Origin of the sequence: Mumia quercus (genome assembly GCF_025506335.1) — a bacterium.
In the GTDB taxonomy this organism is placed as follows: domain Bacteria; phylum Actinomycetota; class Actinomycetes; order Propionibacteriales; family Nocardioidaceae; genus Mumia; species Mumia quercus.
The window spans coordinates 236,898-259,792 of record NZ_JANZYO010000004.1 but is presented as its reverse complement, the minus strand read 5'-3'; the positions used below and the strand labels follow the sequence as shown (position 1 = coordinate 259,792).

The 22,895-nt window shown below is 72.8% G+C and carries 21 protein-coding genes and 1 pseudogene; 16 read left to right on the top strand and 6 right to left on the bottom strand.

From position 1 onward, the window contains the following. The first annotated feature begins 47 nt into the window (after window positions 1–47). Complete coding sequence (locus NYZ95_RS10585; RefSeq protein ID WP_262851236.1) at window positions 48–245, top strand: LuxR C-terminal-related transcriptional regulator; 198 nt, start codon at window positions 48–50, stop codon at window positions 243–245. 197 nt (window positions 246–442) lie between these two features. Here the strand turns inward: NYZ95_RS10585 and NYZ95_RS10580 are convergent, their stop codons facing one another. Further along, window positions 443–5,101 carry a family 78 glycoside hydrolase catalytic domain gene (locus NYZ95_RS10580; protein WP_262851235.1) on the bottom strand — a complete coding sequence of 1,553 codons (4,659 nt, stop codon included), beginning with the start codon at window positions 5,099–5,101 and terminating at the stop codon, window positions 443–445. A 208-nt stretch (window positions 5,102–5,309) separates the two neighbouring features. Here NYZ95_RS10580 and NYZ95_RS10575 point away from each other — a divergent pair. From NYZ95_RS10575 to sigJ, 3 genes and pseudogenes are all read left to right on the top strand, one after another. Further along, window positions 5,310–6,287: pseudogene (locus tag NYZ95_RS10575) on the top strand (sigma-70 family RNA polymerase sigma factor); the annotation flags it as partial. 68 nt (window positions 6,288–6,355) lie between these two features. Next, window positions 6,356–7,105 carry an SDR family oxidoreductase gene (locus NYZ95_RS10570; RefSeq protein ID WP_262851234.1) on the top strand — a complete coding sequence of 250 codons (750 nt, stop codon included), beginning with the start codon at window positions 6,356–6,358 and terminating at the stop codon, window positions 7,103–7,105. Beyond that, window positions 7,102–7,968 (top strand): RNA polymerase sigma factor SigJ, encoded by an 867-nt coding sequence (gene sigJ / locus NYZ95_RS10565; RefSeq protein ID WP_262851233.1) that lies wholly within the window; start codon window positions 7,102–7,104, stop codon window positions 7,966–7,968. Before NYZ95_RS10570 ends, sigJ begins: the two co-directional genes overlap by 4 nt. 8 nt (window positions 7,969–7,976) lie before the next feature. On the opposite strand, the gene NYZ95_RS10560 is transcribed toward sigJ, so the two are convergent. Then, window positions 7,977–8,459: a hypothetical protein gene (locus NYZ95_RS10560; RefSeq protein WP_262851232.1), complete on the bottom strand. Its 483-nt coding sequence runs from the start codon at window positions 8,457–8,459 to the stop codon at window positions 7,977–7,979. 98 nt (window positions 8,460–8,557) lie between these two features. On the opposite strand from NYZ95_RS10560, the gene NYZ95_RS10555 reads away from it, so the two are divergent. Further along, window positions 8,558–9,160 carry a TetR/AcrR family transcriptional regulator gene (locus tag NYZ95_RS10555; RefSeq protein WP_262851231.1) on the top strand — a complete coding sequence of 201 codons (603 nt, stop codon included), beginning with the start codon at window positions 8,558–8,560 and terminating at the stop codon, window positions 9,158–9,160. Between the two features lie 21 nt (window positions 9,161–9,181). Here NYZ95_RS10555 and NYZ95_RS10550 read toward each other — a convergent pair whose 3' ends face one another. After that, a complete protein-coding gene (locus NYZ95_RS10550) occupies window positions 9,182–10,105 on the bottom strand; it encodes a DMT family transporter (protein ID WP_262851230.1) in 924 nt (307 codons plus the stop codon). Between the two features lie 106 nt (window positions 10,106–10,211). Here NYZ95_RS10550 and nhaA point away from each other — a divergent pair, with 106 nt between their 5' ends. Then, window positions 10,212–11,612, top strand: coding sequence for a Na+/H+ antiporter NhaA (gene nhaA / locus NYZ95_RS10545; RefSeq protein WP_262851229.1), 1,401 nt, complete (start codon window positions 10,212–10,214; stop codon window positions 11,610–11,612). On the opposite strand, the gene NYZ95_RS10540 is transcribed toward nhaA, so the two are convergent. Next, window positions 11,580–12,203, bottom strand: a complete 624-nt coding sequence (locus tag NYZ95_RS10540) for a DsbA family protein (RefSeq protein ID WP_262851228.1) — start codon at window positions 12,201–12,203, stop codon at window positions 11,580–11,582. The genes nhaA and NYZ95_RS10540 overlap by 33 nt on opposite strands. Window positions 12,204–12,288: 85 nt before the next feature. Here NYZ95_RS10540 and NYZ95_RS10535 point away from each other — a divergent pair, with 85 nt between their 5' ends. The 4 genes from NYZ95_RS10535 to NYZ95_RS10520 are packed head-to-tail and all read left to right on the top strand — an operon-like array spanning window position 12,289 to window position 15,497. Then, the gene (locus NYZ95_RS10535; protein ID WP_262851227.1) at window positions 12,289–12,639 is read left to right on the top strand and encodes a UBP-type zinc finger domain-containing protein; all 351 of its coding nucleotides are present in this window, start codon (window positions 12,289–12,291) and stop codon (window positions 12,637–12,639) included. A 48-nt stretch (window positions 12,640–12,687) separates the two neighbouring features. After that, the gene (locus NYZ95_RS10530; protein ID WP_262851226.1) at window positions 12,688–13,239 is read left to right on the top strand and encodes a TIGR03086 family metal-binding protein; all 552 of its coding nucleotides are present in this window, start codon (window positions 12,688–12,690) and stop codon (window positions 13,237–13,239) included. Between the two features lie 30 nt (window positions 13,240–13,269). Next, on the top strand, window positions 13,270–14,106 hold the full coding sequence (locus NYZ95_RS10525; protein ID WP_262851225.1) for a PhzF family phenazine biosynthesis protein: 837 nt from the start codon (window positions 13,270–13,272) through the stop codon (window positions 14,104–14,106). Further along, complete coding sequence (locus tag NYZ95_RS10520) at window positions 14,103–15,497, top strand: NAD(P)/FAD-dependent oxidoreductase (RefSeq protein ID WP_262851224.1); 1,395 nt, start codon at window positions 14,103–14,105, stop codon at window positions 15,495–15,497. Before NYZ95_RS10525 ends, NYZ95_RS10520 begins: the two co-directional genes overlap by 4 nt. Here NYZ95_RS10520 and NYZ95_RS10515 read toward each other — a convergent pair. Together NYZ95_RS10515 and NYZ95_RS10510 are read right to left on the bottom strand one after the other, a co-directional pair. Next, the gene (locus tag NYZ95_RS10515) at window positions 15,410–15,931 is read right to left on the bottom strand and encodes a hypothetical protein (protein WP_262851223.1); all 522 of its coding nucleotides are present in this window, start codon (window positions 15,929–15,931) and stop codon (window positions 15,410–15,412) included. The genes NYZ95_RS10520 and NYZ95_RS10515 overlap by 88 nt on opposite strands. A gap of 50 nt (window positions 15,932–15,981) precedes the next feature. Beyond that, window positions 15,982–16,911, bottom strand: coding sequence for a DNA-3-methyladenine glycosylase family protein (locus tag NYZ95_RS10510; RefSeq protein WP_262851222.1), 930 nt, complete (start codon window positions 16,909–16,911; stop codon window positions 15,982–15,984). Between the two features lie 108 nt (window positions 16,912–17,019). Here NYZ95_RS10510 and NYZ95_RS10505 point away from each other — a divergent pair, with 108 nt between their 5' ends. The 6 genes from NYZ95_RS10505 (at window position 17,020) to NYZ95_RS10480 (ending at window position 22,889) form a co-directional block, all read left to right on the top strand. Beyond that, entirely contained in the window at window positions 17,020–17,844 is an 825-nt protein-coding gene (locus NYZ95_RS10505; protein WP_262851221.1) for an ABC transporter substrate-binding protein, read from the top strand. Next, complete coding sequence (gene gluQRS / locus NYZ95_RS10500; protein ID WP_262851220.1) at window positions 17,841–18,743, top strand: tRNA glutamyl-Q(34) synthetase GluQRS; 903 nt, start codon at window positions 17,841–17,843, stop codon at window positions 18,741–18,743. The genes NYZ95_RS10505 and gluQRS overlap by 4 nt, the downstream gene beginning before the upstream one ends. Before the next feature lie 49 nt (window positions 18,744–18,792). Then, window positions 18,793–20,259, top strand: coding sequence for an NAD-dependent succinate-semialdehyde dehydrogenase (locus tag NYZ95_RS10495; RefSeq protein WP_262851219.1), 1,467 nt, complete (start codon window positions 18,793–18,795; stop codon window positions 20,257–20,259). Window positions 20,260–20,368: 109 nt separating this feature from the next. Further along, a complete protein-coding gene (locus tag NYZ95_RS10490) occupies window positions 20,369–21,076 on the top strand; it encodes a DUF998 domain-containing protein (RefSeq protein ID WP_262851218.1) in 708 nt (235 codons plus the stop codon). Window positions 21,077–21,120: 44 nt separating this feature from the next. Next, on the top strand, window positions 21,121–21,492 hold the full coding sequence (locus NYZ95_RS10485) for a YciI family protein (RefSeq protein WP_262851217.1): 372 nt from the start codon (window positions 21,121–21,123) through the stop codon (window positions 21,490–21,492). Between the two features lie 119 nt (window positions 21,493–21,611). Next, the gene (locus tag NYZ95_RS10480) at window positions 21,612–22,889 is read left to right on the top strand and encodes an RNA polymerase sigma factor (protein WP_262851216.1); all 1,278 of its coding nucleotides are present in this window, start codon (window positions 21,612–21,614) and stop codon (window positions 22,887–22,889) included. The last annotated feature ends 6 nt before the right edge of the window (window positions 22,890–22,895 follow it).

The window sequence follows — 22,895 nt, the reverse complement described above, 5'->3', positions numbered from 1 at the left end:
GGATGGGGGGAACGATGACGCGCGGCATCCAACGGCGAAGGTCGGACGTGTCAGGACCGCTGGAGCAGGACGACCTCGCGCTCCTCGCGCTCGTCGCGCAAGGTCTGACCGTGGAGGCGGTCGGCCGGCGGATGCTCCTCTCGGAACGGACGGTGCGGCGGCGGCTCCGTACCGTCTGCTCCGCCCTCGAGGTCTCCACGCCCATCGAGGCCGTCGTCTGGGCCGTCCGCCGCGACCTCATCTAGCCCGCGAGTCACCCCGCGCGCGCCCGCGAGACACCCCGGTTGGCGCGGCCGGCTCACACGGTGAAGGGGGCTGTCCGCATCCGGCCACCGCGCGAGGGTTTGCCACGCTGGCGCGGCAAACCCTGGTTGGCGCGGCAAGTACGCCGCGCCAACCAGAGGCGCCCACGCTGGCGTGGCAAACCCAAGCCGCCCGGCGGTCAGGACACGGGCAGCGACCAGACGTCGGCGATCGACGGGTCGTAGTCGGCGCCGGTGTCCTGGAACCGCACGCGGACGACACCGTCGGCGGTTAGGTCGGGCCGGTCGACGAGCACCTGGTACGTCTGCGTGCCCGCGCCGCCCTCCGTACGCCGCGCGTCGTGGGAGTGCACGACCTCGCCGTCGACGACGATGTCGTACGTCTTGCGACGCGCGCCGTCGTACGTCTCGATCGCCCGGAGCACGAACGCCTCCCCGGCCGGGACGGCGATGTCCATCTCGAACCAGCCGCCCGGGTACGACGAGTGCGTGTAGCGCCGCGTGAGCCCCGCCTCGACGTTCGTGCCGGAGTGCTGCGACGCCGTCAGCCGGTGCGCCTGCTCCGACGAGCCGAGCCCGACGTCGACGTGGTCGACGGCACCCTGCGGCGGCGTCGCGAGCGTGACGGCGAGCGTCGTCGACGCCTTCTCCGCCTCAGTCGCGCCCGTCGACGCCGTGAGCGCGAACGGCCCCGCGACGACGGTGGTCGGCACGACGACGCTCACCGGCACTTCAGCGGTGCCACCGGCAGGCACCGAGTACGCCACCGGCGCGGACGCCGGCAACCCCGGGCCGGAGACCGTCAGCGCACCCGACGCCGTCCGCGTGCTGTGGTTGCGCACCACCGCCGTGACCGTCACCTCGTCACCCGCCGTCGCCGACCCCGGCGCCACGGCGGCCGAGTCGAGCGTGAGCGTCGGCGAGACGACCACGTCCGCCGCGACCGGCAGCGTCGCGGTGCCCCAGCTCTGGCGGTACGAGACCGTGCCGCTGAGCGTCTCGGTCCCGACCGGGGTGCCGTCCGGGACCGTCACGTCGTACAGGTGCGTGACCGTCTTGCCCGCGCCGACCGAGCCGGGCCGTGCGCCGACCGACTTCACCGACCAGCCCGACGCCGACGTGAGCGTGCTGCGCACGTCCGGCAAGGTCTTGGAGCCGCTGTTCTCCAGCGTCACCGCGACCCGTACGGACTCGCCGGCGAGATGGACGGTGCCCTGCGGCTCGGCCTTCGCGACGGCGCCGACGATGACGCCCGACGCCACCGACAGGTGACGGTCGATCTTCGCCAGCGTCGCCTTCAGCGCCTCGGCCGTCGGCTTGTCGACGAGTCGCAGCACGCGCTGGAGGTCCACCCACCGCTCGAGCGCGGACACCGTCGCCAGCGCCTGGTGCGTACGGGCGGCGGCGCCGTCACGGTCACCGGCGGCCCGCGCCGCCCGCGCCTGCTCCACCTGACGGTCCAGCGTGGCGACCTCGTTCTGCAGGTGGCGCTTGAGCAGCGTCGTCAGGATGCCCTTCGTGGCCAGCGCGTCGATCTGACCGGCGAGGACGTCGACGTCCGCAGCGGCCTCGCCCAGCTCGCCGAGCGCACGGTCGATGCCGAAGGCGTAGTCGCCCGACCCGACCTCGTACACGGCGACGCCGTCCTTGTACGACACGAACCGCACGCCGTCGGCCGCCTCGGCGGCAGCATCGCCCTCGGTGACCGCCCACCGGCTGGGCGCCGGGACGCGGACCTCGGCGGTGGCGTTCGCCGGGACGGACACCTCGAGGTCGAGGCCGCCCGAGACCTTCTTCCACGCGCTGCGGACCTTGCCGTAGCGCGTCTCCACCCCGAACGTGACGTGGTCGATCCCGTCACCAGGCTCCGGCGCGACGAGCACCTTGCGGTAGCCCGGCTCGAGCGCGGAGACGCCGGCCATCGTGCGGTACATCCACTCGCCCACCGCGCCGTACGCGTAGTGGTTGAACGAGTTCATGCCGACGTCGTTGAAGGACCCGTCGGGGTTGATCGAGTTCCACCGCTCCCAGATGGTGGTGGCGCCCCAGCCGATCTCGTACCCCCAGGACGGATAGTCCTCGCTCTGGAGCAGGCGGTACGCGATGTCGGAGCGGCCGGCCTTCGTGAGCGCGGGCAGCAGCCCGTCGACACCGAGGAACCCGGTGGAGAGGTGGTAGTCACGGCGTTCGAGCGTCTCCACGAACTGGTCCACGACCTTGTCGCGCAGCGCCGCGGGCGCGAGGTCGTTGGTGAGCGTGAGGATGTACGAGGTCTGGCTGTCTCCCTTCACCGAGCCGTCTGCGCCGATGAACGCGTCCTCGTACGCGGCGCGGATCGCCTCGTACCGCTCCTGCAGCTCCGCGGCGTCGGCGTCCTTGCCGATCGCCGCGGCCATCTGCGCCAGCTCGCGGGTGCTCTTGGCGACGAACGCCGTGTCCAGCACGTCGGCCGGGGTCGGGTCGTCGAGGTTGAGCCAGTCGAGGTAGCCGCCGGCGGAGCGGATGTGGTTCGTCGAGTCCGCCGCGAGGAAGTCGACGTACTTGCGCATCATCGTCCAGTTCTCGCGGATGACGTCGGTGTCCCCGTACGCCTGCCAGAGGGTCCACGGCACGTGCACGCCGGCGTCCATCCAGCCTGCGGACTCGTACCCGCCGTCGAAGCGGCCGGGCACGACCGGCGCGATCCCCGGCAGGGCGCCGTTCGGACGCTGCGTGTCGCGCAGGTCCTGGAGCCACTTGTCGAGGAACGTCTGCGCGTCCATGTCGTAGACGGCGGTGCGGGCGAACACGTTGATGTCGCCGGTCCATCCGAGCCGCTCGTCACGGGCCGGGGTGTCCGTCGGCACCGACAGGAAGTTGCCCCGCATGCCCCACACGATGTTGCTGTGGAGCTGGTCCACGAGGTCGGACGACGTGTCGAGCTCGGAGGTGAGCTCGCCGTCGGTGCCCACGACGACTCCCACGAGATCCTCGGCGTCGGGTGCCTCCTCGACGCCGCTGATCTCGACGTAGCGGAACCCGTGGAACGTGAAGGCCGGCTCGTACGTCTCGGGCTCGTCCGAGCCGAGGGTGTAGTAGTCGGTGGCCTTCGCACTGCGGAGGTTCGCGGTGTAGAGCGTGCCGTCGGGGTTGAGGACCTCGCCGTGGCGGATCTTGACCGTGTCGCCCTTGTCCCCGTCGAGCGTCACACGGACGTGGCCGACCATGTTCTGTCCGAGGTCGTACAGGTAGACACCTTCGGTCGGCGAGTCGATCTGCTTCGCGTCGGTGAGCTCTTGGGTGACGCGGACCGGGACGGTCGTCTGCGGCTCGAGCGTGGTCTTCGGCTCGTTGCGCACGACCACCGGGTCCCAGCCGTCGGCCTCGTACGAGGCCTTCTGCCAGTCGCCGACCGCGTTCGCGCGGCGCTGGTCGTACGTCTCGCCGTGCAGCAGGTCGGCCTCGCGGACGGGGCCGTCGGTGGTGCGCCACGTGCCGTCCGTGCCGATCACCTCGGAGGTGCCGTCGGTGTAGTCGACCCGCAGCTGGGCGATCAGGGAGGTCTCGGTGCCGTACGTGTCGGGTCCGAACATCGCGATGCTGCCGGTGTACCAGCCGTTGGCGAGCTCGGCACCGAAGGCGTTGGCGCCGCCGCTGCGAACGAGGTCGGTGACGTCGTACGTCTGCGCGTCGATGCGCTTGTCGTACGCGGTCCAGCCGGGCGCGAGCTCGTCGTCGCCGACGCGCTCGCCGTTGAGGTGGAGCCGGTAGATGCCTCGCGCGGAGGAGTAGACGCGGGCGCGCTCCACCTCCTTGTCGGCGAGGTCGAACTCCTTGCGCAGGAGCGGGACCGGGTCGTCGCGGCGCAGCCACGCCTCGGGTCCGGCGGCGTCGACGGTGAGTGCGCCTCCGGCGACGGTGCCCGCGGCGAACGTACGGTCGCCGGTCGGGAACGTGGTGTCGACCAGCGTCTCGCCGCCCTTGGAGGTCACGACGACGTCGTGGACGCGGCCGGTCTCGGGGCCGCTGGTGCGAAATCCCATCAGGCCGGGCCCGGCGAACGTCGCGTCGGTCCGCTCGTCGAGCAGCGTGCCGTCGACCGAGGTGCGGATCGTGGTGCCGTCGACCTCGATCCGGTAGCGGTGCTCGGCGGCGAAGTCGAACCCGGCGGGGAACGCCTTCGCCGGGAGGACGCGGTACCCGCCGTCCTTGACGTGGGGGCGCAGGGACCGCTCTGCCTGGCTGAGCTGCCACATGTAGGCGTGCTCGGTGTCGCGCCCGCGGAAGTACACGCCGAGCGCGCCGGAGATCCGCGACGCGGTGAACTCGATCGCGTAGTCGGTCCACTCCGCCCCGAGCCGCTCGACCGGGGCGCCGACCCAGTCGGCCGCCCACTCGTCGGAGTCGAGCACGCCGGTCTCGAAGGTGGCTGGCTCGCTCCATCCCGAGGCGGCGCCGGTGTCGTCCCAGACGCGCACCGACCACACGTAGCGAGTCTGCGAGGTCAGGGCCGGCCCGCCGTACGCGACCTCCACGGAGTCGCGCGAGGTGACCTTGCCGCTGTCCCAGACGTCGGGGTCGTCGAGGCGCGACTCGCTGCTCGCGACGCGGACCTGGTAGGCGGACTGGGTGACCCCCCGGCGGTCGGCGGCGATCTGCCAGCCGAGGCGCGGAGCGTCACCGTCGATGCCGAGCGGGTTCTCGGTGCTGTTGACCCGCAGCTTCGCGACCGTCGGCGGATCGGAGGCGGCGGTGGAGACGGTGGCGGGGACGGGCGCGGCGACGGCGGCGGGGGCTTGGAGGCCGACCACCATCGCCGCGGCGGCGATGAGGACGAGGGGGCGAGAGCGAACGGGCACGACGGCTCCTTCGGCACAGGCAGGCGTTTGGAACGTTTCAAACCCGACGGTAGAGTGATGCGCATCACACCGCTACGCCCGTGACCGCTTTCGGTCACGCCGCGCGGGAGGGGAGAGCGCACGTGAAGTCCGTTGTCGAGAGAACTGTCGGATGCGTACGGTTTCCTGAGGGTCTGCAGCGAGATCCGCTGCTGCCACGTGCCGAGGGGGCGCCATGACGGCCGTCGCGACGACCGAGCTCGATCTCGAAGGACACCGACGCGAGCTCACGGGCTACTGCTACCGGATGCTCGGATCCGCGTTCGACGCCGAGGACGCGGTGCAGGAGACGATGGTCCGCGCGTGGCGCAGCCTCGACAAGTTCGAGGGGCGCTCCTCCTTGCGGTCGTGGCTCTACCGGATCGCCACGAACGTCTGCATGGACGCGCTGGGCGCGGGGCAGCGTCGGGCACGCCCGATGGATCTCTCCGCGACCGCGTGGCAGCCGGTCGTCGACTCCCTCGCCGCGCAGCGCGCCAACGAGGCGTGGATGGAGCCGATGACCGACGAGCGCATCCTCCCCGACACCGCCGACCCTGCCGAGATCGCCGCCGGACGGGAGTCGATCCGCCTCGCCTTCGTCGCCGCGCTCCAGCACCTGCCCCCGCGCCAGCGCGCCGTGCTGGTGCTCCGCGAGGTGCTCCGCTGGCGCGCCGCTGAGGTCGCCGAGCTCCTCGACACCACCGTCGCCTCGGTCAACAGCGCCCTGCAGCGTGCCCGTGCGACCCTCTCTGAGACGCAGGGCGAGTCCGGCGAGCTGTACGACCCGCTGGACGCCGGCCAGCAAGAGCTCCTCGACAAGTACGTCGAGGCGTTCGAGGCGTACGACATCGACACGCTCGTCACGCTGCTGCGCGAGGACGCGACCCAGAGCATGCCCCCGTACGAGATGTGGATCCAGGGACGCGACGACATCCGGTCCTGGATGCTCGGCCCCGGCTCGGAGTGCCGGGGTTCTCGGCTCGTGCCCCTCACGATCAACGGGTCGCCGGGCTTCGCTCAGTGGCGGCCGACCCCCGAGGGCGGCTTCGTCCCGTGGGCGCTCTTCGCGCTGGACATCAAGAACCACCAGGTCACCAACATCTCGGTCTTCCTCGACACCGCGCTCTTCACGCTGCTCGGACTGCCTGACGCACCTCCGCAGTGAGCCGATGTCACGTTTGCGTGGCCTGCGTCGTCCGGGGGGAGACGACGTAGACCACGGAAGGACCTGTCATGAGAGTCGCTGTCATCGGAGGGACCGGGATGCTGGGTGTCCCGCTGTGCGAGGTGCTCGCGGCGCGGGGGCACGAGGTGCGGGCGCTCAGCCGCTCGAGCACCACCTTCCCGGTCGACCTGAGCACGGGGGCGGGTCTCCGCGACGCCCTCGCAGGGTGCGACGCGGTCGTGGACGCGAGCAACGGCCGAGGCCGGGCCGCGCAGACCGTGCTGGTCGACGGCTCGCGCCGGCTGGTGGAGGCGGAGGCCGCTGAAGGCATCCGCCACCACGTCGTGGTCTCGATCGTCGGCTGCGACCAGGTGCCGTCCTTCAGCTACTACCGCGCCAAGGTGGCGCAGGAAGGGACCGTCCGTACGGGGGAGGTCCCGTGGACGGTCGTGCGGGCGACGCAGTTCCACGGGTTCGTCGACATGGTGTTCGGTGCGGTGGCCAAGGCCGGCCTCCGTCTCTCGTCCGGCGTCGCGTTGGCACCGGTCGACGTGCGCGAGGTCTGCGACGCCCTCGCCGAGGTGACGGAGGGCCCTGGCGAGGGGCGGACCCTCGACATCGCCGGGCCGGACGCGGTGCCGATCCGCGACCTGGCGCGCGCGTGGCACCGCGCGACGGGTCGGGGGCGGGTGCCGCTGCGAGTCCCCACCTGGGGCCCGACGGGACGGGCGCTGCGTGAAGGGGCCCTGGTCTCGGCGGCGCCGTACGCCCGGGGCAAGGTGGACTTCGGCTCCTGGCTCGAGCGGACCTACGCGTGAGGCTCGACGCGCTCGCCGAGGAGTTCGAGGAGCACCGCGCGCACCTCCAGCACGTGGCGTACGCGGTGACCGGCTCGTGGGCCGCGGCGGAGGACTGCGTGCAGGAGGCGTGGCTGCGGCTCCAGCGCGCGGACGCCGACGCGGTCCTCGACCTCCGCGCGTGGGCGACGACCGCCGTGGCCCACCTGGCTCTGGACCACCTCGGCAGCGCGCGCGTACGCCGCGAGCGGTACGTGGGGACCTGGCTGCCCGAGCCGGTGGTGCAGCCGCTCGGCACGGACCCGGCAGACCGGGTGACGCTCGACGAGTCGCTGAGCATGGCGCTGCTCGTCGTCCTCGAACGCCTCTCGCCGGCGCAGCGGGTCGCCTACCTGCTGCACGACGTGTTCGGCATGCCCTTCGAGGAGGTGGCCGAGGTCGTAGGGCGGACACCTGTCGCCGTACGCCAGCTCGCCGCGCGTGCCCGCAAGGACGTACGCGCGCACGCGCCGCGCTCGACACCGTCTCTCGCGCAGCAGCGCGAGGTGGTCGAAGCGTTCGTGGCCGCGTGCGCGGGCGGCGACCTCGCAGCGCTGGTCGCGCTGCTCGACCCGGAGGTGGTGATGCGTTCGGACGGGGGAGGCAAGGTCCCGGCGGTGCGGGACGTCCAGGTCGGCGCGGAGCAGGTCGCGCGCATCCTGCTGGGGTTCCTGCGAAGGCCGCCCCTGGAGGTGCGGCCCGCACTCGTCAACGGGTCCTACGGCATCGTGATGCGCGACGCGTTGGGCGCGTGGTCGGTGACGTCGTTCGTCGTCGACGGCTCAGGCCGGATCGCGGCCGTCGACATCGTCCGCAACCCCGACAAGCTGCGCGACGTCACCTGAGCCTCGGGTCAGTGGGGCAGCAGGGCCAGCGCGCGCCGGCGCCACCGGCCCGGCTCGTTCGTGCGGTGGCGCGGCAGGGACACGGTCGTCCACCGCGACGGGAGCTCGGTCGCCATCGAGTGGCGGGTGCGCTGCGCGTGCTGGGCGTGAGCCAGCACCAGCGCTGGGTGGTCGGCGTACGCGTCGAGCAGGCGTGCTGTGCCCGGCAGCGCCTGCGACGTCTCCGTCCACAGGGCGTCGACGGCCTCCTGATCGCCGTACGCACCGTTCTCCATGAGGGCGTCGAGGCGGGCGTCGAAGGTTCGCACCCACTGCGCGTGCGCCTCGCGCAGGAGCATGTCGAGCGTGCCGAAGGTCTCGGTGCGGGCGCGGCGGACGGCCTCGTGCAGCGAGGTCGGGTCCTGCTCGACGGCCGAGGTCAGGTCGCGCAGCGCGCGTTGGGTCCGGGTGGTCCGCTCCCAGGCGGAGCGGGTGGTCGTGGAGCTCGTCATCTGGGTCTCCTCCCGTGAAAGCTCGGGTCCGACCGACGCAGTGCTTGTGACGTGCGCCATGTCGGTCACATACACAGTGTATGTCTTATGCTGGAAGTATGTCACGCCCCCGCAGCAGACGCGAGCAGTACTCCGAGGAGACCCGTGAGGCCTTGCTCACAACCGCTGCCGCGATGTTCGCCGAGCGTGGTTACGCCAAGACGGCCCTCTCGGAGGTGGCGTCCGCCGCGCAGCTGACGCGCGGTGCGGTCTACCACCACTTCAAGGACAAGCAGGACCTTTTCCGTGCCGTCCTGGAGCGCACCGAGACCGAGTCGATGGCGGCGATCCAGGAGGCCTACCTCGTGCACGAGGACCCGGTCGCGGGCGCGCTCGCGGCCATGAACGCCTACCTCGACCGTGTGGTCGACTCCCACTACGCGGAGATCGTGCTACGCCAGGGGCCCATCGCGCTCGGATGGGAGGACTGGAAGGCGTGCGAGGAGCAGTTCGCGGCCGGCCTGATCGAGCAGATCATCACCGCGCTGGTCTCGGCCGGACGGCTGCCTCCGCTCCCGATCGCGACGACCGCCAGCATCACGTTCTCGATGCTCGGGGGCTGCGGGATGGCGATCGCCGCCGCCTCGCCGCAGGACCGCGCCCGCGTCAGGGACGAGTCCTCCGAGGTGCTCGTCCGGCTGATCGGCGGGCTGCTGGTCTGACGCCCCGTCAGCGCGGTGCCGTCAGCGCGGTGCCCGCCGCCGCATGCGCGTGAGCGCGACGCCGACGAGGCAGAGCACGCCTCCGACGAGACCGAGGGCGGTCGGGACCTCCGCGAGGAGGATCCACGAGAGGACGATCGCGATCGCGGGGACCAGGTAGGTCGTGGCGCTCGCAGGCCCGGCGCCGACGCGGCGCAACGCGTACGCCCAGGTCGTGAACGCCAGCGCGGTCGGGAAGACACCGAGGTAGACGACGCCCAGGATCGCGCCGGCGGAGGCGTCGCGGACCTCGCTCACGAGCTGGCCGGCGAACGGCAGGCAGGCCACCACGCCGATCACGCAGCCGAGCCAGGTCACTTGCAGCGGGGAGACCGACCCCATCACGGGCTTCTGGAGCAGCACCCCGGCGGCGTACAGGACGGCGGCGAGGACGCACAGCAGCACGCCCTTGAGGTCGTTGTCGGAGCCGTCCCCGCCGAGCGCGATGAGCGTGACGCCTGTGAAGGCCACGGCGAGGCCGGCGACGAGCGTCGCCGGGAACCCCTCGCCGAGGAACAGCCCGGCGATCACCGCGATGAGGATCGGGCCGAGCTGCACGAGCATCGCGGCGGTGCCGGCGTCGACGTGGAGCTCGCCGGCGTTCAGCGCGACGTTGTAGGCGCCGAACCACAGCACGCCGTACGCGAGGATCAGCGCGGCCGTCCTCCCGCGGGGCAGCGGCTCGCGTCGCGCGCCGAGCTGGCGCGGGACGTACAGGAGCGACAGCGCGAGAGCCGCGACCAGCAGACGTCCGAGCGAGAGCGCGCCTGGGGAGAACGTCTCGCCGACCGCGCGGATCCCGACGAACGCGGACGCCCACAGCAGGACCGTCACCCCGAGTGCGGCGAGCGAGAGGTCGCGGACGACGGGGGTCTGGGTCGACGTCTGGTCGGTCGAGGTGGTCACGGGATGACGTTACGGAGCGCATCTGACACTTCGCCACGCGATAACGGCCACTCACGGACAGAGATCGCGCCACCCGTCGACCCGTCCGCTCTGCCACGCTTGTCACGTGACCGATCCGATCCCCACCGGAGTCCCCACCAGGCCAGGACCCAAGCCTCGCGTCGTCGTCCCGTACCCCCGTCTGTCGGCCGGTCTGCGGCGCTACCTCTCGACGGAGTCTGGCGGCGCGACGCTGCTGCTCCTGATGTCTGCGACGGCTCTCGTCTGGGCGAACCTCGCCGGCCACTCGTACGAGGAGTTCTGGTCGACCCCGGCCAGCATCGCGGTCGGCGACGGCAGCATCGACCTCACGCTCCACCACTGGATCAACGACGCCGCGATGGCGATCTTCTTCCTCGTCGTCGGCCTCGAGGTGAACCGCGAGCTCACCGTCGGCGAGCTGCGCAGCTTCCGGGCGGCGTCCGTGCCGCTGTTCGGCGCGATCGGCGGGCTTGCGGTCCCGATCGGCCTGTACCTCCTCGTCAACCCGTCCGGTCCGGACCTCGACGGCTGGGGAGTGCCGATGTCGACCGACACGGCGTTCGTCGTCGGCGTGCTGGCGCTGGTCGGGCCGCGGTGCCCCGACCAGCTGCGCGTCTTCCTGCTGACGCTCGCGATCTTCGACGACATCGGCGCCATCGCGCTGCTCGGCCTCTTCTACTCCGAGGACGTGTCGTTCACGGCGTTAGCGACCAGTGGCGCGCTGATCGCCGTGCTCGTCGCGATGCGGTGGGTGGGTATCTGGCAGGTCGCTCCGTACCTCTTCGTCGGCGTCGCGCTGTGGGTCTCGGTCCTCGAGTCGGGACTGCATCCGACGCTGGCCGGGGTCGCGGTGGGCCTGTGCGTCCCCGTACGCCACACGTCACGCACCGAGGAGGTGCGGCTGCGGCTGCTGTTCTACGGGCGCGCACTCATCGAGGACCGCGACGCGACGCGTTCGCGGCTCGCGGTCAGTGCCGTCCGGTCGGCGGTGCCGACCGCCGACCGGCTCCAGGACGCGCTGCACCCGATCAGCTCCAAACACGTCGTCCCGGCGGTAGGGCTCGCCCACGCCGGCGGCGTGCTCAGCGGTGAGGCGCTCGGCGACGCCCTCGGGAGCCCGGTGACGCTCGGTGTGGTGCTCGGCCTGCTCGTGGGCAAGGCGCTGGGCGTGGTCGCGGGCGCGGCGCTCGCCCTGCAGACGGGGCTGGGCACCCTGCCGGGCCGCGTCAGGTACGGGCACCTGCTCGGAGGGGCGTTCCTGTGCGGCATCGGCTTCACGATCGCGCTCTTCGTCAGCGAGCTCGCCTTCGCCGACGAGGCCCTGCGCAACGAGGCCAAGATCGGGATCCTCGTCGGTTCGCTCACGTCCGCCCTCGTGGGTGCGCTGATCCTGCGGTTCTTCGGCGAGCGGATGTCCTTGTGCTCGCCGGACGAGGAGGAGGGCCCGCCGCCGCTACCGGAAGGTCCGTGGCGTGCCCCGGCGTGACAGGCCGAGGGCCTTGCGCAGGTCGGGGACGCTGACCCCGTCCAGGTACGGCTCGCCGTCGACGAAGAGCGTCGGCGTGCCGTGCACCCCCATCGCGATGCCGTCGGCGTAGTCCCGCCGGACCGCGTCGGCGAACTGCTGGGCGGGTTCACCGACCAGCGTGCTGGTGTCGAGGTCGAGCGCGTCTCCGTACGCGATGATCGAGGCGTCGTCGAGCCGGTCCTGGTGCTTGAACAGCTGCCCCGCCATCGGCCAGAACGCCCCCTGCTGGCCGGCCGCCTCGGCGGCCAGCGCCGCCGTGAGCGCGAACGGGTGCACGGTGTAGAGCGGGAAGTGGCGCCACACCAGGCGTACCTGGCCGTCCGACGACGAGACGAGCTCGTGGAGGACGGGCTTGGCCGCCCCGCAGTACGGGCACTCGAAGTCACCGAACTCCACGATCGTGTGCGGGGCCTCCGGGTTGCCGTACGACCAGCGCTCGGCGAACTCCTCGCTCGCCGTGCCGTCGGCCTCGGTCCCCAGCGGGTGGCCGTCCTCAGGCTGCTCGTGGACGTGCGGCTCGTGGGCGTCGCGCGGCTGCTCCGGTGCCATGCTCTCCATGGTGGCACGGCTTCGGCGGGCCCGGCAGCGTCGACCGGCGTAGCCTGGCGAGACCGCTGCGACGGGAGGGGACGTGATGACCGAGGGGATCGACGTGGACGTGCCGCCGAGCGGTCCGGGATGCGTCGAGTGCGACTCCGCGGAGCCGGCGGGATGGTGGTTCCACCTGCGGCGCTGCGCGCAGTGCGGGCACGTCGGGTGCTGCGACTCCTCGCCCGGCCGCCACGCGACCGCGCACTGGAAGGCGACCGGGCACCGCTACGTGCAGTCGTTCGAGCCGGGGGAGGACTGGTACTACGACTACCAGGACGAGACGTTGGCGACGGGCCCTGATCTCGCGCCGCCCACCGCCCACCCCGCGGACCAGCCGGCGCCCGGCCCCGCCGGACGGGTGCCGCCCGACTGGATGGCGCACGTGCCGCGTTGACCGTGGTGCGTTGACAGAGCGTCAGGGTGGTGCCCTACGGTCGCTGCCATGACTGACGAGACTCCGGCGGAGCGCTACGCGCGCCTGCGCGAGCGGTTCCTCACCACGCTGAGTGCCGTGCCCGAGGACGGCTGGGACGGCACGACGCCGTGCGAGGACTGGACCGTACGCGATCTCGTCCAGCACGTGGTCGACACCCAGGGCCAGTTCGTGTCGATGGTCGGCCGGGAGATGCCCGCTGCGCCTGCGGACGACCCGGCCTCCGCGTTCGACCACGCCACCGGGGTCGTCCTCGGCCACCTGCGCGACCCCGAGGCGGCGACCGCGCCGTACGAGAGCCCGATCTTCGGGCCGACGACGTTCGAGGCGATGGTGGACGGCTTCTTGAGCTTCGACCTCGTCGTCCACGGGTGGGACCTGGCGCACGCCGTCGGCGTCGACGACACGATCTCCGACACCGACATCGCCTGGATCCGCACGCGGACCGACCAGCTCGGCGACCTCATGCGCACGAGCGGCCAGATCGGGGCCGAGGTCGAGGTGGGGCCGGACGCCACGCCGACCGAGCAGCTCGTCGCGTTCCTCGGGCGGCGTCCTTAGCCTGCCCTCGGGCCGACTAGCGTGGGTCTCATGCCCGAGATCCTCCGCTACACCGCGTTCTCCGACGACCCCGACGGCGGCAACCCTGCAGGTGTGGTGCTCGATGCCAGCGGCATGAGCGCCGACGCCATGCTGCAGACAGCGGCAGACGTGGGCTACTCCGAGACGGCCTTCCTCGTGGCGCGCGACAGCGACCGGACGTACGACGTGCGCTACTTCGCGCCCGAGGCCGAGGTCGCCTTCTGCGGGCACGCCACGGTCGCGAGCGGCGTGGCGCTCGCCGAGCGCGTCGGTGCCGGGCCGCTGACGTTCCACACCCCGGCGGGTGAGATCGCGGTCGACACCACCGAGCGCGACGGGCAGCTGTGGGCCACGCTGACGAGCGTCGAGCCGCAGGTCGTCCCGGCACCGGCCGACCTCGTCGACGCCGTCCTCGCCACCCTCGGCTGGGAGCGCGACGACCTCGATCCCGGCTATCCGCTCTCGCTGGCCAACGCAGGCGTCTGGCACCTCGTGCTGGTCACGCGCACCCGCGAGCGCCTCGCCCGGCTGGCGTACGACCAGCCTGCGCTGGCGGACCTGATGCGCGAGGCCGACCTGACCACGCTCCAGCTCGTCTGGCCCGACCACTACGGGACGTTCCAGTCGCGCAACCCCTTCCCGGTCGGCGGCGTCTTCGAGGACCCGGCGACCGGTGCTGCGGCGGCCGCGCTCGGGGCCTACCTCGCCCACCACGGTCTGGTCGCCCCGGACGCGGCCTTCTCGATCGAGCAGGGAGTCGACATGGGGCGTCCGAGCCTGATCCAGGTGAGCCTGAGCGCCGACTCCCCGCGCGTGCGGGTCAGCGGCAAGGCGGTCGCGCTGTGAACCCAGACGCCTCGGGGCCACGCGTCAACGGCCGCGTCTCGTTCTGGATGGACAGCCTGGGGCGCACCACCCCCACGCGTCGCTCGCTCACCGGGGAGCACCGCGTCGACGTCGCGATCGTCGGCGGTGGCCTCACCGGTCTGTGGACGGCGTACTACCTCGCCAAAGCCGACCCGAGCCTGCGGATCGCGGTGCTCGAGAAGGAGATGTGCGGCTACGGGGCCTCCGGCCGCAACGGCGGGTGGCTGACGGCGGCGATGGCCGGGTCGCCCGAGAGGTACGCGCGCAGCCGCGGCCGGGACGCCGTCGTCGCGCTCGCCGACGCGATGAAGGCCTCGGTCGACGAGGTGATCGCCGTCGCGCAGGCGGAGGGGATCGACGCCGACCTCGTCAAGGGCGGGGAGCTGACGGTCGCGTGCAGCCCCGCGCAGGACGAGCGGCTGCGGGCCGAGCACGCGTACGCGCAGTCGTGGGGGGACCACGACCACCAGCTGCTGGACGCCACCCAGCTCTCCGAGCGGATCCGGGTCGCCGACGCCGTGAGCGCGCTCTGGACCCCGCACTGCGCGCGCCTCCACCCGGCCAAGCTCGTCACCGGTCTCGCCGACGTGGTCGAGGCGCTCGGCGTGGAAATCTACGAAGAGACGGAGGTCGTGGCGATCGAGCCCCGGCGCGCCGTCCTGCGCGACGGCCGCGTCGACGCCACCTGGGTGGTCCGGGCGACCGAGGGGTTCACTCCGCGCCTGCCGGGCCTGCGCCGTACGTGGCTCCCGATGAACTCGGCGATGGTCGTCACCGAGCCGCTCAGCGACGCGGTGTGGGACGCGATCGGGTGGGACGGGTACGAGACCGTGGGCGACATGGCGCACGCGTACATGTACGCGCAGCGGACCGCCGACGGCCGGATCGCGATCGGCGGACGCGGCGTCCCGTACCGCTACGGCTCGCGCACCGACCACGACGGCGCCACCCAGCAGGCCACCATCGACAGCCTCCGGGCCATCCTCGCCCAGCGGTTCCCGCAGGCGGCCGGAGCGCGGCTCGACCACGCCTGGGCGGGAGTGCTCGGCGTCCCCCGCGACTGGTGCGCGACGGTGACGCTCGACCGTACGACCGGGCTGGCCGCAGCAGGCGGCTACACCGGGCACGGGGTGACGACCACCAACCTCGCCGGGCGGACGCTGCGCGACCTCGTCCTCGGCGAGACGACCGCGCTCACGGCGCTGCCGTGGGTCGGCCACCGGACGCGCAAGTGGGAGCCGGAGCCGCTGCGGTGGCTGGGGGTGCAGGCGATGTACGCGGCCTATCGTGCAGCCGACCGCCGCGAGGACACGCGCGGCGGGAGGACGTCCTGGATCGCGCGCGTCGCCGACGTCGTCAGCGGGCGCTGAGCTGCCGGGACGGGCGCGGCAGCCCGTTCCCGTACGGCGGCGTCGTGCCGCCCGAGCGCCAGGCCCGCTGCGGCGCACGCCCACACGCCGACCGCGAGGCCGGGGGCGAGGAGCGGCAGCTCGTCGCGCAGCACGACGAGGTCCGCGGCGCCCTCGCTGAGCGAGCGGGCCGCCCACTGCCAGACCACGCACACGAGCGAGGCGAGGAGACCGACGAGCGCCCACACCGGGTAGGGGTGAGCGAGCGCGTGGCGGCGCCCGTCTCGGAGCGCGACGACGCCCGCCGTCGCGTACCACAGCGCCGTGGTCACGACTGCGGTTGCGATCGTCGCGTCGGGGGTGTCGCCGGCCAGCAGCCCGACCGCCCGTCCGAGGACGACCCAGACCGCCACGAGGACGACTACCCTCCACGCGACGTCCCCCAGGCGTCGCATGGCGCCATCATCCCCCGTACGAGCGAAGTCGGCAGGTCGGCCGACTCGCCTCAGCGTGCGCGGTGGTCCATGCGAGTGATCCGCGGCCCGCGACGCGGTCGCGCGAGCGCGCCGTCGGCGTACAGCAGGTGCACCACGCGGCCCCGATGACCGCGCCACGGCTCCAGGATCTCGAGCATCCTGTCGTCGTCGACCGGGACACCGTCGAAGGCGGTGCCGACGTCCTTGGCGAGGTTGTAGTCGCCGACCGACACCGCGTCGGGGTCGCCGAGGCGTACCGTCACCTCGGCGGCCGTCCACACGCCGACGCCGGGGAGGGTGCGCAGGGCGAGGGCGACCTCCTCGTACGGGCGGTCGACGAGGCGCTCGAGCGCGGCGGCGCGCTCGGCGACCCGGACGACGGTCCGTGAGCGGGCGGGGTCGACGCCCGCACGGTGCCACGCCCACGAGGGCAGCATCCGCCACTGCTCTGCCGGCAGCGGGACGGACATGGGGCGCGGGGTCGGCCCGGGCGCGGGCTCCCCGTACGCGCGCAGCAAGCGCCGCCACGCGGCGAACGCGTCGACACCCGGCACCCGCTGCTCGAGGATCGCCGGCACGAGCACCTCGAGGATGCGCCGCTGGCGGGGGAACCGCAGACCCGGGTGCCGCTGGCGGGCCCGGGCGACGAGGGGGATCCGCGGGTCGAAGCCCGTCCAGTCGTCACCGGCGCCGAGGAGCGTCGGGGCGTCTGCGACCAGCGTCTCGGCACCCGGACCCCAGGCTTCGACGAGAACCTCGCCGTCGACCGAGGTCACGCGGTACGTGACCGCGCCGTCGGTCATCCTGCTCGCCCGCCACACCGCGCCGTCGGGGGACACGTGGTGCGCAGGGTCGTACGGGCCCTTGGCGAGCATCGCCAGGGTGCGGCGCACGTCGACCGGCGCGTCCGGACGCCAGGTGCGGACGGCGTCGGGGGGTGTCGGACCGGACGTGCTCACCCTTCGATCGTGGCACGCGATCCTGACAGCGCGGCCGGTTGTGGGATGGGTCACGCGGCCCCTTCGTGGCTGTCTGCGTCGGAGGCGACGTGCGTAGGATGCCGCCACATGAGCGGAATCGTGTCCCTCCTGCCGGCCGCCACCGACATCGTGCTCGCGCTCGACCTGGACGACGACCTCGTCGCGGTCACCGACGCCTGCGACGCGCAGGCGCGGGCCGGCCGCCAGGTCGTCGTCCGCTCGGGCCCTGAGGGCTCGGCGCTCGACGTGGACGCGCTGGCCACGCTCGCGCCGGAGCTGATCCTCACCCAGGACCTGTGCGCGGTGTGCGCGGTCCCCGCGGGGGAGGTCGAGCGCGCACGGGAGCGCCTGGGCGGCGACCCCGACGTGGTGACGCTCGACCCGCACTCGCTCGCCGACGTCCTCGTCGGCATCGCCGAGGTCGCCGAGCGCGCCGGTGTCCCGGAGCGTGGCGAGTCCCTCGTCGCACGTCTGCGCAGCCGGCTGGCCGACGTCTGCCTGGCGGTGGAGGGGCGCACCCGTCCGCGGGTCGCGGTCGTGGAGTGGACCGATCCGCTCTACCTCGGCGGCCACTGGATCCCCGACCTCGTCAGCCTCGCCGGCGGGACGAGCGCCGGCGGACATCCCGGACAGCGCTCACACCCGACCGGCTGGGAGACGCTGCGGACGGCGCGGCCCGACGTGGTCGTCGTGGCGCCGTGCGGCTACGACCTCGACGGTGCGGCGAAGCAGGCCGAGGAGGTCGCCGCCCGCGTCTCGGAGCTCGTCGGCCCGGAGCCGGTGTGGGCGGTCGACGCGGACGCCCTCGTCGTACGCCCGGGGCCGGGGCTCGTCGACGGTGTGGAGGCGCTGGCGTCCGTGCTGCACGGCGACGTGGTCGGCACGCACGCCGGAGTGCGGCGGGTGGCGTGAGCAGCGGTCGGTACGCTCCGAGCCCCTCGGGAGACCTGCACGTCGGAAACCTCCGTACGGCCCTGCTGGCCTGGATGTTCGCCCGCGCGAGCAACCGCGGCTTCCTGATGCGGGTGGAGGACCTCGACCGGGTGCGCGAGGGCGCCGAAGAGCGTCAGCTCGCCGACCTCGCCGCGCTCGGCATCGACTGGGACCCTCCGGTCGTACGGCAGTCGGAGCGCCGGGCCGTCTACAAGGAGGCGGTGGCCGGGCTGGTCGCGCGCGGCCTGACGTACGAGTGCTTCTGCACGCGTCGCGAGATCGCGGAAGCGGCCTCGGCTCCCCACGGCACCCCGGGGCTGTACCCGGGGACGTGCCGAAGGCTCAGTGACGCCGAGCGCGCGCAGCGGCGTGCCGAGCGGCCAGCCGCCCTGCGGCTCGCAGCAGGGGTCGCGCAGTACACCGTGCGCGACCTCCTCCACGGTGCGTACACCGGCCCGGTCGACGACCTCGTCCTCGTCCGCAACGACGGCGTCCCCGCGTACAACCTCGCGGTGGTCGTCGACGACGGCGCCATGGGCGTCGACCAGGTCGTCCGGGGCGACGACCTGCTCGCGTCGGCTCCGCGGCAGGCGTATCTCGCCACGCTCCTGGGCCTCGCGCCGCCGGTCTACGCCCACGTGCCGCTGGCGCTGAACGCCGACGGCAAACGCCTCGCCAAGCGCGACGGCGCTGTCACGCTCGCCGACCTGCACGCGCGGGGCTGGAGCACCGCCGACGTCGTCGCGACGATCGCGGACTCGCTCGGCATGGCTGCGCGCGACGCCGCCGGGATGCTCGCGGAGTTCGACCCGGCGTCCCTGCCTCGTACGCCCTGGGTCTTCCACCCCCCGGACGAGACGGGGCGGCCTGGCATCTGAGGGCGTCGCGGGGGAGGATCGCAGGGAACGCCACAACGAGGAGGTCGTCATGCCGTTGCAGGGTCGCGAAGCCGAGGTCGTCGCCGGGGTGCCCACCCAGCTGTTCGTCGGAGGGAAGTGGAGCGACGCCGAGGGAGGCCGGACGTTCGCCGTCGAGGACCCCTCGACCGGCGAGACGATCGCCGAGGTCGCGAACGCCTCCGTGGCCGACGGCAAGGCTGCGCTCGACGCCGCCGTCGCCGCGCAGGACGACTGGGCCAAGACGCCGCCGCGCGACCGCGGTGAGATCCTCCGCAAGGCTTTCGAGCTCATCACCGAACGCGCCGACGACCTCGCGCTGCTCATGACGCTGGAGATGGGCAAGCCGCTGTCGGAGTCCAAGGCCGAGATCGCGTACGGGGCGGAGTTCTTCCGCTGGTTCTCCGAGGAGGCCGTGCGGATCAACGGCCGTTACGCGGTCGCGCCCAACGGGGCCACGCGTCTGCTCACGCTCAAGCAGCCGGTCGGCCCGTGCCTGATGATCACGCCCTGGAACTTCCCGCTGGCCATGGGCACCCGCAAGATCGGCCCGGCGATCGCCGCGGGCTGCACGATGGTCGTCAAGCCCGCCGCGCTGACCCCGCTCACGATGCTCGCGCTCGCCGACCTTCTCGTGGAGGCGGGGCTGCCCGAGGGCGTGCTCAACGTCGTCACGACGAAGTCGACCGGCGAGGTGATGGAGCCGCTGATCCGCGACCCGCGGCTGCGCAAGCTCACCTTCACCGGCTCCACCGAGGTCGGGCGCCGGCTCATCGAGCAGAGCGCCGAGGGCGTCCTGCGCGTCTCGATGGAGCTGGGAGGCAACGCGCCCTTCCTCGTCTTCGAGGACGCCGACCTCGACAAGGCGGTCGACGGGGCGATGCTGGCGAAGATGCGCAACATCGGCGAGGCGTGCACGGCTGCCAACCGCTTCCTGGTCCACGAGTCGGTGGCCGACGAGTTCTCGCGCCGGCTCGCGGAGCGGATGGGCGCGATGTCGGTGGGGCGCGGCTCCGAGGAAGGGATCGAGGTCGGCCCGCTGGTCGAGGAGAAGGCACGCGACAAGGTCGCCGAGCTCGTCGCCGACGCCGTCGGCTCCGGTGCGGACGTGCTCACCGGCGGCGAGGTGCCCGAAGGTCCCGGCTGGTTCTACCCGCCGACGGTGCTCGCCGGGGTCTCCCGCGACGCGCAGGTGTTCCGGGAGGAGATCTTCGGGCCGGTCGCGCCGGTGTTCACGTTCTCCTCGGACGAGGAGGCGCTGCGGATGGCCAACGACACCGAGTACGGCCTGGTCGCGTACGCCTTCACCGAGAGCCTCGAGCGGGCGGTGCGGGTCTACGAAGGGCTGCAGACCGGGATGGTCGGCATCAACCAGGGCGTGGTGTCCAACCCGGCCGCGCCGTTCGGCGGTGTGAAGGCCTCGGGCTTCGGGCGCGAAGGCGGCGCGGAGGGCATCGACGAGTACCTCGAGGTGAAGTACGTGGGCCTCGCGCTCTGACGCGCAGAAAAAACTCTTGGCGGTCGTGTAGAAACCGGTCGCCGTCGTTCGTGGAGGTCGTGAGAGGCCGACGCGAGGGGCGGCGGCCGACGACCGCCAGGAGCACCTCATGAGCACGATCGACACCACCCGCACCACCGCCCGTACCGGCCGTCCGCACACCGCCTGCGACCCGGCGTCCCGCGTGACGAAGTCCCTGCTCGGGTACGGCGTCCTCGCCGGCCCGTTCTACGTGGGCGTGGCGCTCGCCCAGGCGTTCACCCGTGACGGCTTCGACCCCACCGTCCACGCGTGGAGCATGCTCGCGCTCGGCGAGCACGGCTGGATCCAGGTCGCGAACCTCGCCCTCACCGGGCTCATGCTCGTCGCCTTCGCGGTGGGTATGCGCCGGGCGTTCGCACCGGGGCGCGGCGCGCGCTGGGCCCCGCGGCTCGTCGCGGCGCACGGGCTCTCGATGGTGGCCGCAGCCGCGTTCCCCGCCGACGCGGCGTACGGGTTCCCGCTCGGCACCCCCGAAGGCCCGGGGACGGTCTCGTGGCACGGGATGCTGCACCTGGCTGCGGGGGCGGTCGGCTTCACCTGTCTGGCCGTCGCCTGCTTCGTGATCGCGCGCCGCTATGCCGGTGAGGGGCGTCGGTCGTGGGTCGTGGTCTCTCGCCTCGTGGGCGTCGTCTTCCTCGCCGGGTTCGGCGCTGTCGCTGTCGGCGCGGGCGCACCCGCCGCTAACCTCGCGTTCATCGCTGCCGTGGTCGTCGTCTTCGGCTGGATCACCGCCGTTGCGGCGGACCGCTACCGCAGCGTCGGCCTGCCGTCCTGACCCGATCCCGCCCCGATCCCCGGCCTGAAGCGAAGGAGAACCTCATGCGCTACCTCGTCATCCTCGAGGGCACCCCGCCCGAAGGCGCCCCGCCGCCCGAGCTCATGGACGCGATCATGGCCCTCGGCGCCGAGGCGACCAGCTCGGGCGCGATGCTCGACAACGCCGGCCTCGCCCCGAGCGCGTTCGGTGCTCGCGTCGACCTGAGCGGCGGCGAGCTCAGCGTCTCGGACGGCCCGTTCGCCGAGTCGAAGGAGCTCATCAGCTACGCGCTGTACGAGGTCCGGACGAAGGAGGAGGCCGTCGAGTGGGCCCGCCGCTTCCTCGCCCTCCACCAGGAGCACTGGCCCGCATGGGAGGGGAGCGCTCGCGTCGTGAAGCTCTTCGACCCCGCGGACTTCGCTGCCGCACCCTGACCGCTCCGCCCGCGCGCCCCGTCCCCGATGTGGGCACTTAGCCACCGTTCTTCCCTCGGAAACGGTGGACCAGTGCCCACATCGGGGACGGGGCCCGCGCGTGTGCTTGGATCGGCGAGATGACGGAGGCGCGCGCGGCGGTCGAGGCGGTGTGGCGGATCGAGGCGGGTCGGCTCGTCGCCGGGCTCGCACGCGTCACCGGGGACGTCGGTCTCGCCGAGGAGCTCGCTCAGGACGCCCTGGTCGTCGCGCTCGAGCAGTGGCCGAGCACCGGCATCCCGCCGAACCCGGCCGGCTGGCTGATGACGACGGCGAAGAACCGCGCGATCGACGGCGCCCGGCGCCGCGCGACGTACCAGCGCAAGCTCGAGCAGATCGGGCGCGACACCGAGACCGAGACGCGACCGAGCGACGAGATCGAGGACGCGCTCGACGACGACATCGGCGACGACCTGCTCCGCCTCGTCTTCACGGCGTGCCACCCCCTGCTCTCGGTGGAGTCGCGGGTGGCACTCACCCTGCGCTGCGTGGGGGGCCTCAGCACGACGGAGATCGCGCGCGGCTTCCTGATCCCGGAGAAGACCGCGGGCCAGCGGATCTCGCGGGCGAAGAAGACGCTGGCCGACCGCGGAGTCGTCTTCGCCATGCCCGACGCGAGTGAGCGTGCGGCGCGGCTGCGCTCGGTGATGGAGGTCGTCTACCTCATCTTCAACGAGGGGTACGCCGCGCAGGCGGGCGAGGACTGGACGCGTCCGGCGCTGTGCCAGGAGGCGCTGCGCCTCGCACGACTGCTGGCGACCCTCGTGCCGGAGGACCCGGAGGTGCACGGATTCGTGGCGCTGCTCGAGCTCCAGGCGTCGCGCATCCCCGCCCGGACCACCGCCGACGGACAGCCTGTGCTCCTGCTCGACCAGGACCGTCGACGGTGGGACCGGACGCTGCTGCGGCGCGGGCTCGAGGCGCTCGCTCGGGCCGAGGAGATCGCCAGCGCTCCAGGACCGGAGGGACGCGGACCGGCCCTCGGCCCGTACGCGATCCAGGCCGAGATCGCCGCCTGCCACGTGCGGGCAGCCACGCCGGGCGACACCGACTGGGGCCGGATCGCGGCACTTTACGTCCTGCTGCGCCACGCGTGGCCGTCGCCGGTGGTCGAGCTGAACCGCGCGGTGGCCGTGGGATTCGCCGAAGGTCCCGAACACGGCCTTGCGGTCGTGGACGCGGTCAGCGCCGCGCCGGCGCTGGCCTCGTACCCGCAGCTGCCCGCCGTGCGGGCCGACCTGCTCGCCCGCCTGGGCCGGACGAGCGAGGCCCGCGAGGCGTACGAACGGGCGGCTGCGCTGTCGGCCAACGCCAGGGAGCGCGCCGTCTACGTTGCCAAGGCGGCGGAGCTCGGCTGAGCGTCG

Excerpts from the sequence above, each read along its gene's own strand:
- NYZ95_RS10570 (WP_262851234.1), top strand. The coding sequence starts at position 6,356 with ATGAGAGTCGCTGTCATCGGAGGGACCGGGATGCTGGGTGTCCCGCTG.
- NYZ95_RS10560 (WP_262851232.1), bottom strand. The coding sequence starts at position 8,459 with ATGACGAGCTCCACGACCACCCGCTCCGCCTGGGAGCGGACCACCCGG.
- NYZ95_RS10555 (WP_262851231.1), top strand. The coding sequence starts at position 8,558 with ATGTCACGCCCCCGCAGCAGACGCGAGCAGTACTCCGAGGAGACCCGT.
- NYZ95_RS10540 (WP_262851228.1), bottom strand. The coding sequence starts at position 12,203 with ATGGCACCGGAGCAGCCGCGCGACGCCCACGAGCCGCACGTCCACGAG.
- NYZ95_RS10535 (WP_262851227.1), top strand. The coding sequence starts at position 12,289 with ATGACCGAGGGGATCGACGTGGACGTGCCGCCGAGCGGTCCGGGATGC.
- NYZ95_RS10530 (WP_262851226.1), top strand. The coding sequence starts at position 12,688 with ATGACTGACGAGACTCCGGCGGAGCGCTACGCGCGCCTGCGCGAGCGG.
- NYZ95_RS10525 (WP_262851225.1), top strand. The coding sequence starts at position 13,270 with ATGCCCGAGATCCTCCGCTACACCGCGTTCTCCGACGACCCCGACGGC.
- NYZ95_RS10515 (WP_262851223.1), bottom strand. The coding sequence starts at position 15,931 with ATGCGACGCCTGGGGGACGTCGCGTGGAGGGTAGTCGTCCTCGTGGCG.
- NYZ95_RS10505 (WP_262851221.1), top strand. The coding sequence starts at position 17,020 with ATGAGCGGAATCGTGTCCCTCCTGCCGGCCGCCACCGACATCGTGCTC.
- NYZ95_RS10495 (WP_262851219.1), top strand. The coding sequence starts at position 18,793 with ATGCCGTTGCAGGGTCGCGAAGCCGAGGTCGTCGCCGGGGTGCCCACC.
- NYZ95_RS10490 (WP_262851218.1), top strand. The coding sequence starts at position 20,369 with ATGAGCACGATCGACACCACCCGCACCACCGCCCGTACCGGCCGTCCG.
- NYZ95_RS10485 (WP_262851217.1), top strand. The coding sequence starts at position 21,121 with ATGCGCTACCTCGTCATCCTCGAGGGCACCCCGCCCGAAGGCGCCCCG.
- NYZ95_RS10480 (WP_262851216.1), top strand. The coding sequence starts at position 21,612 with ATGACGGAGGCGCGCGCGGCGGTCGAGGCGGTGTGGCGGATCGAGGCG.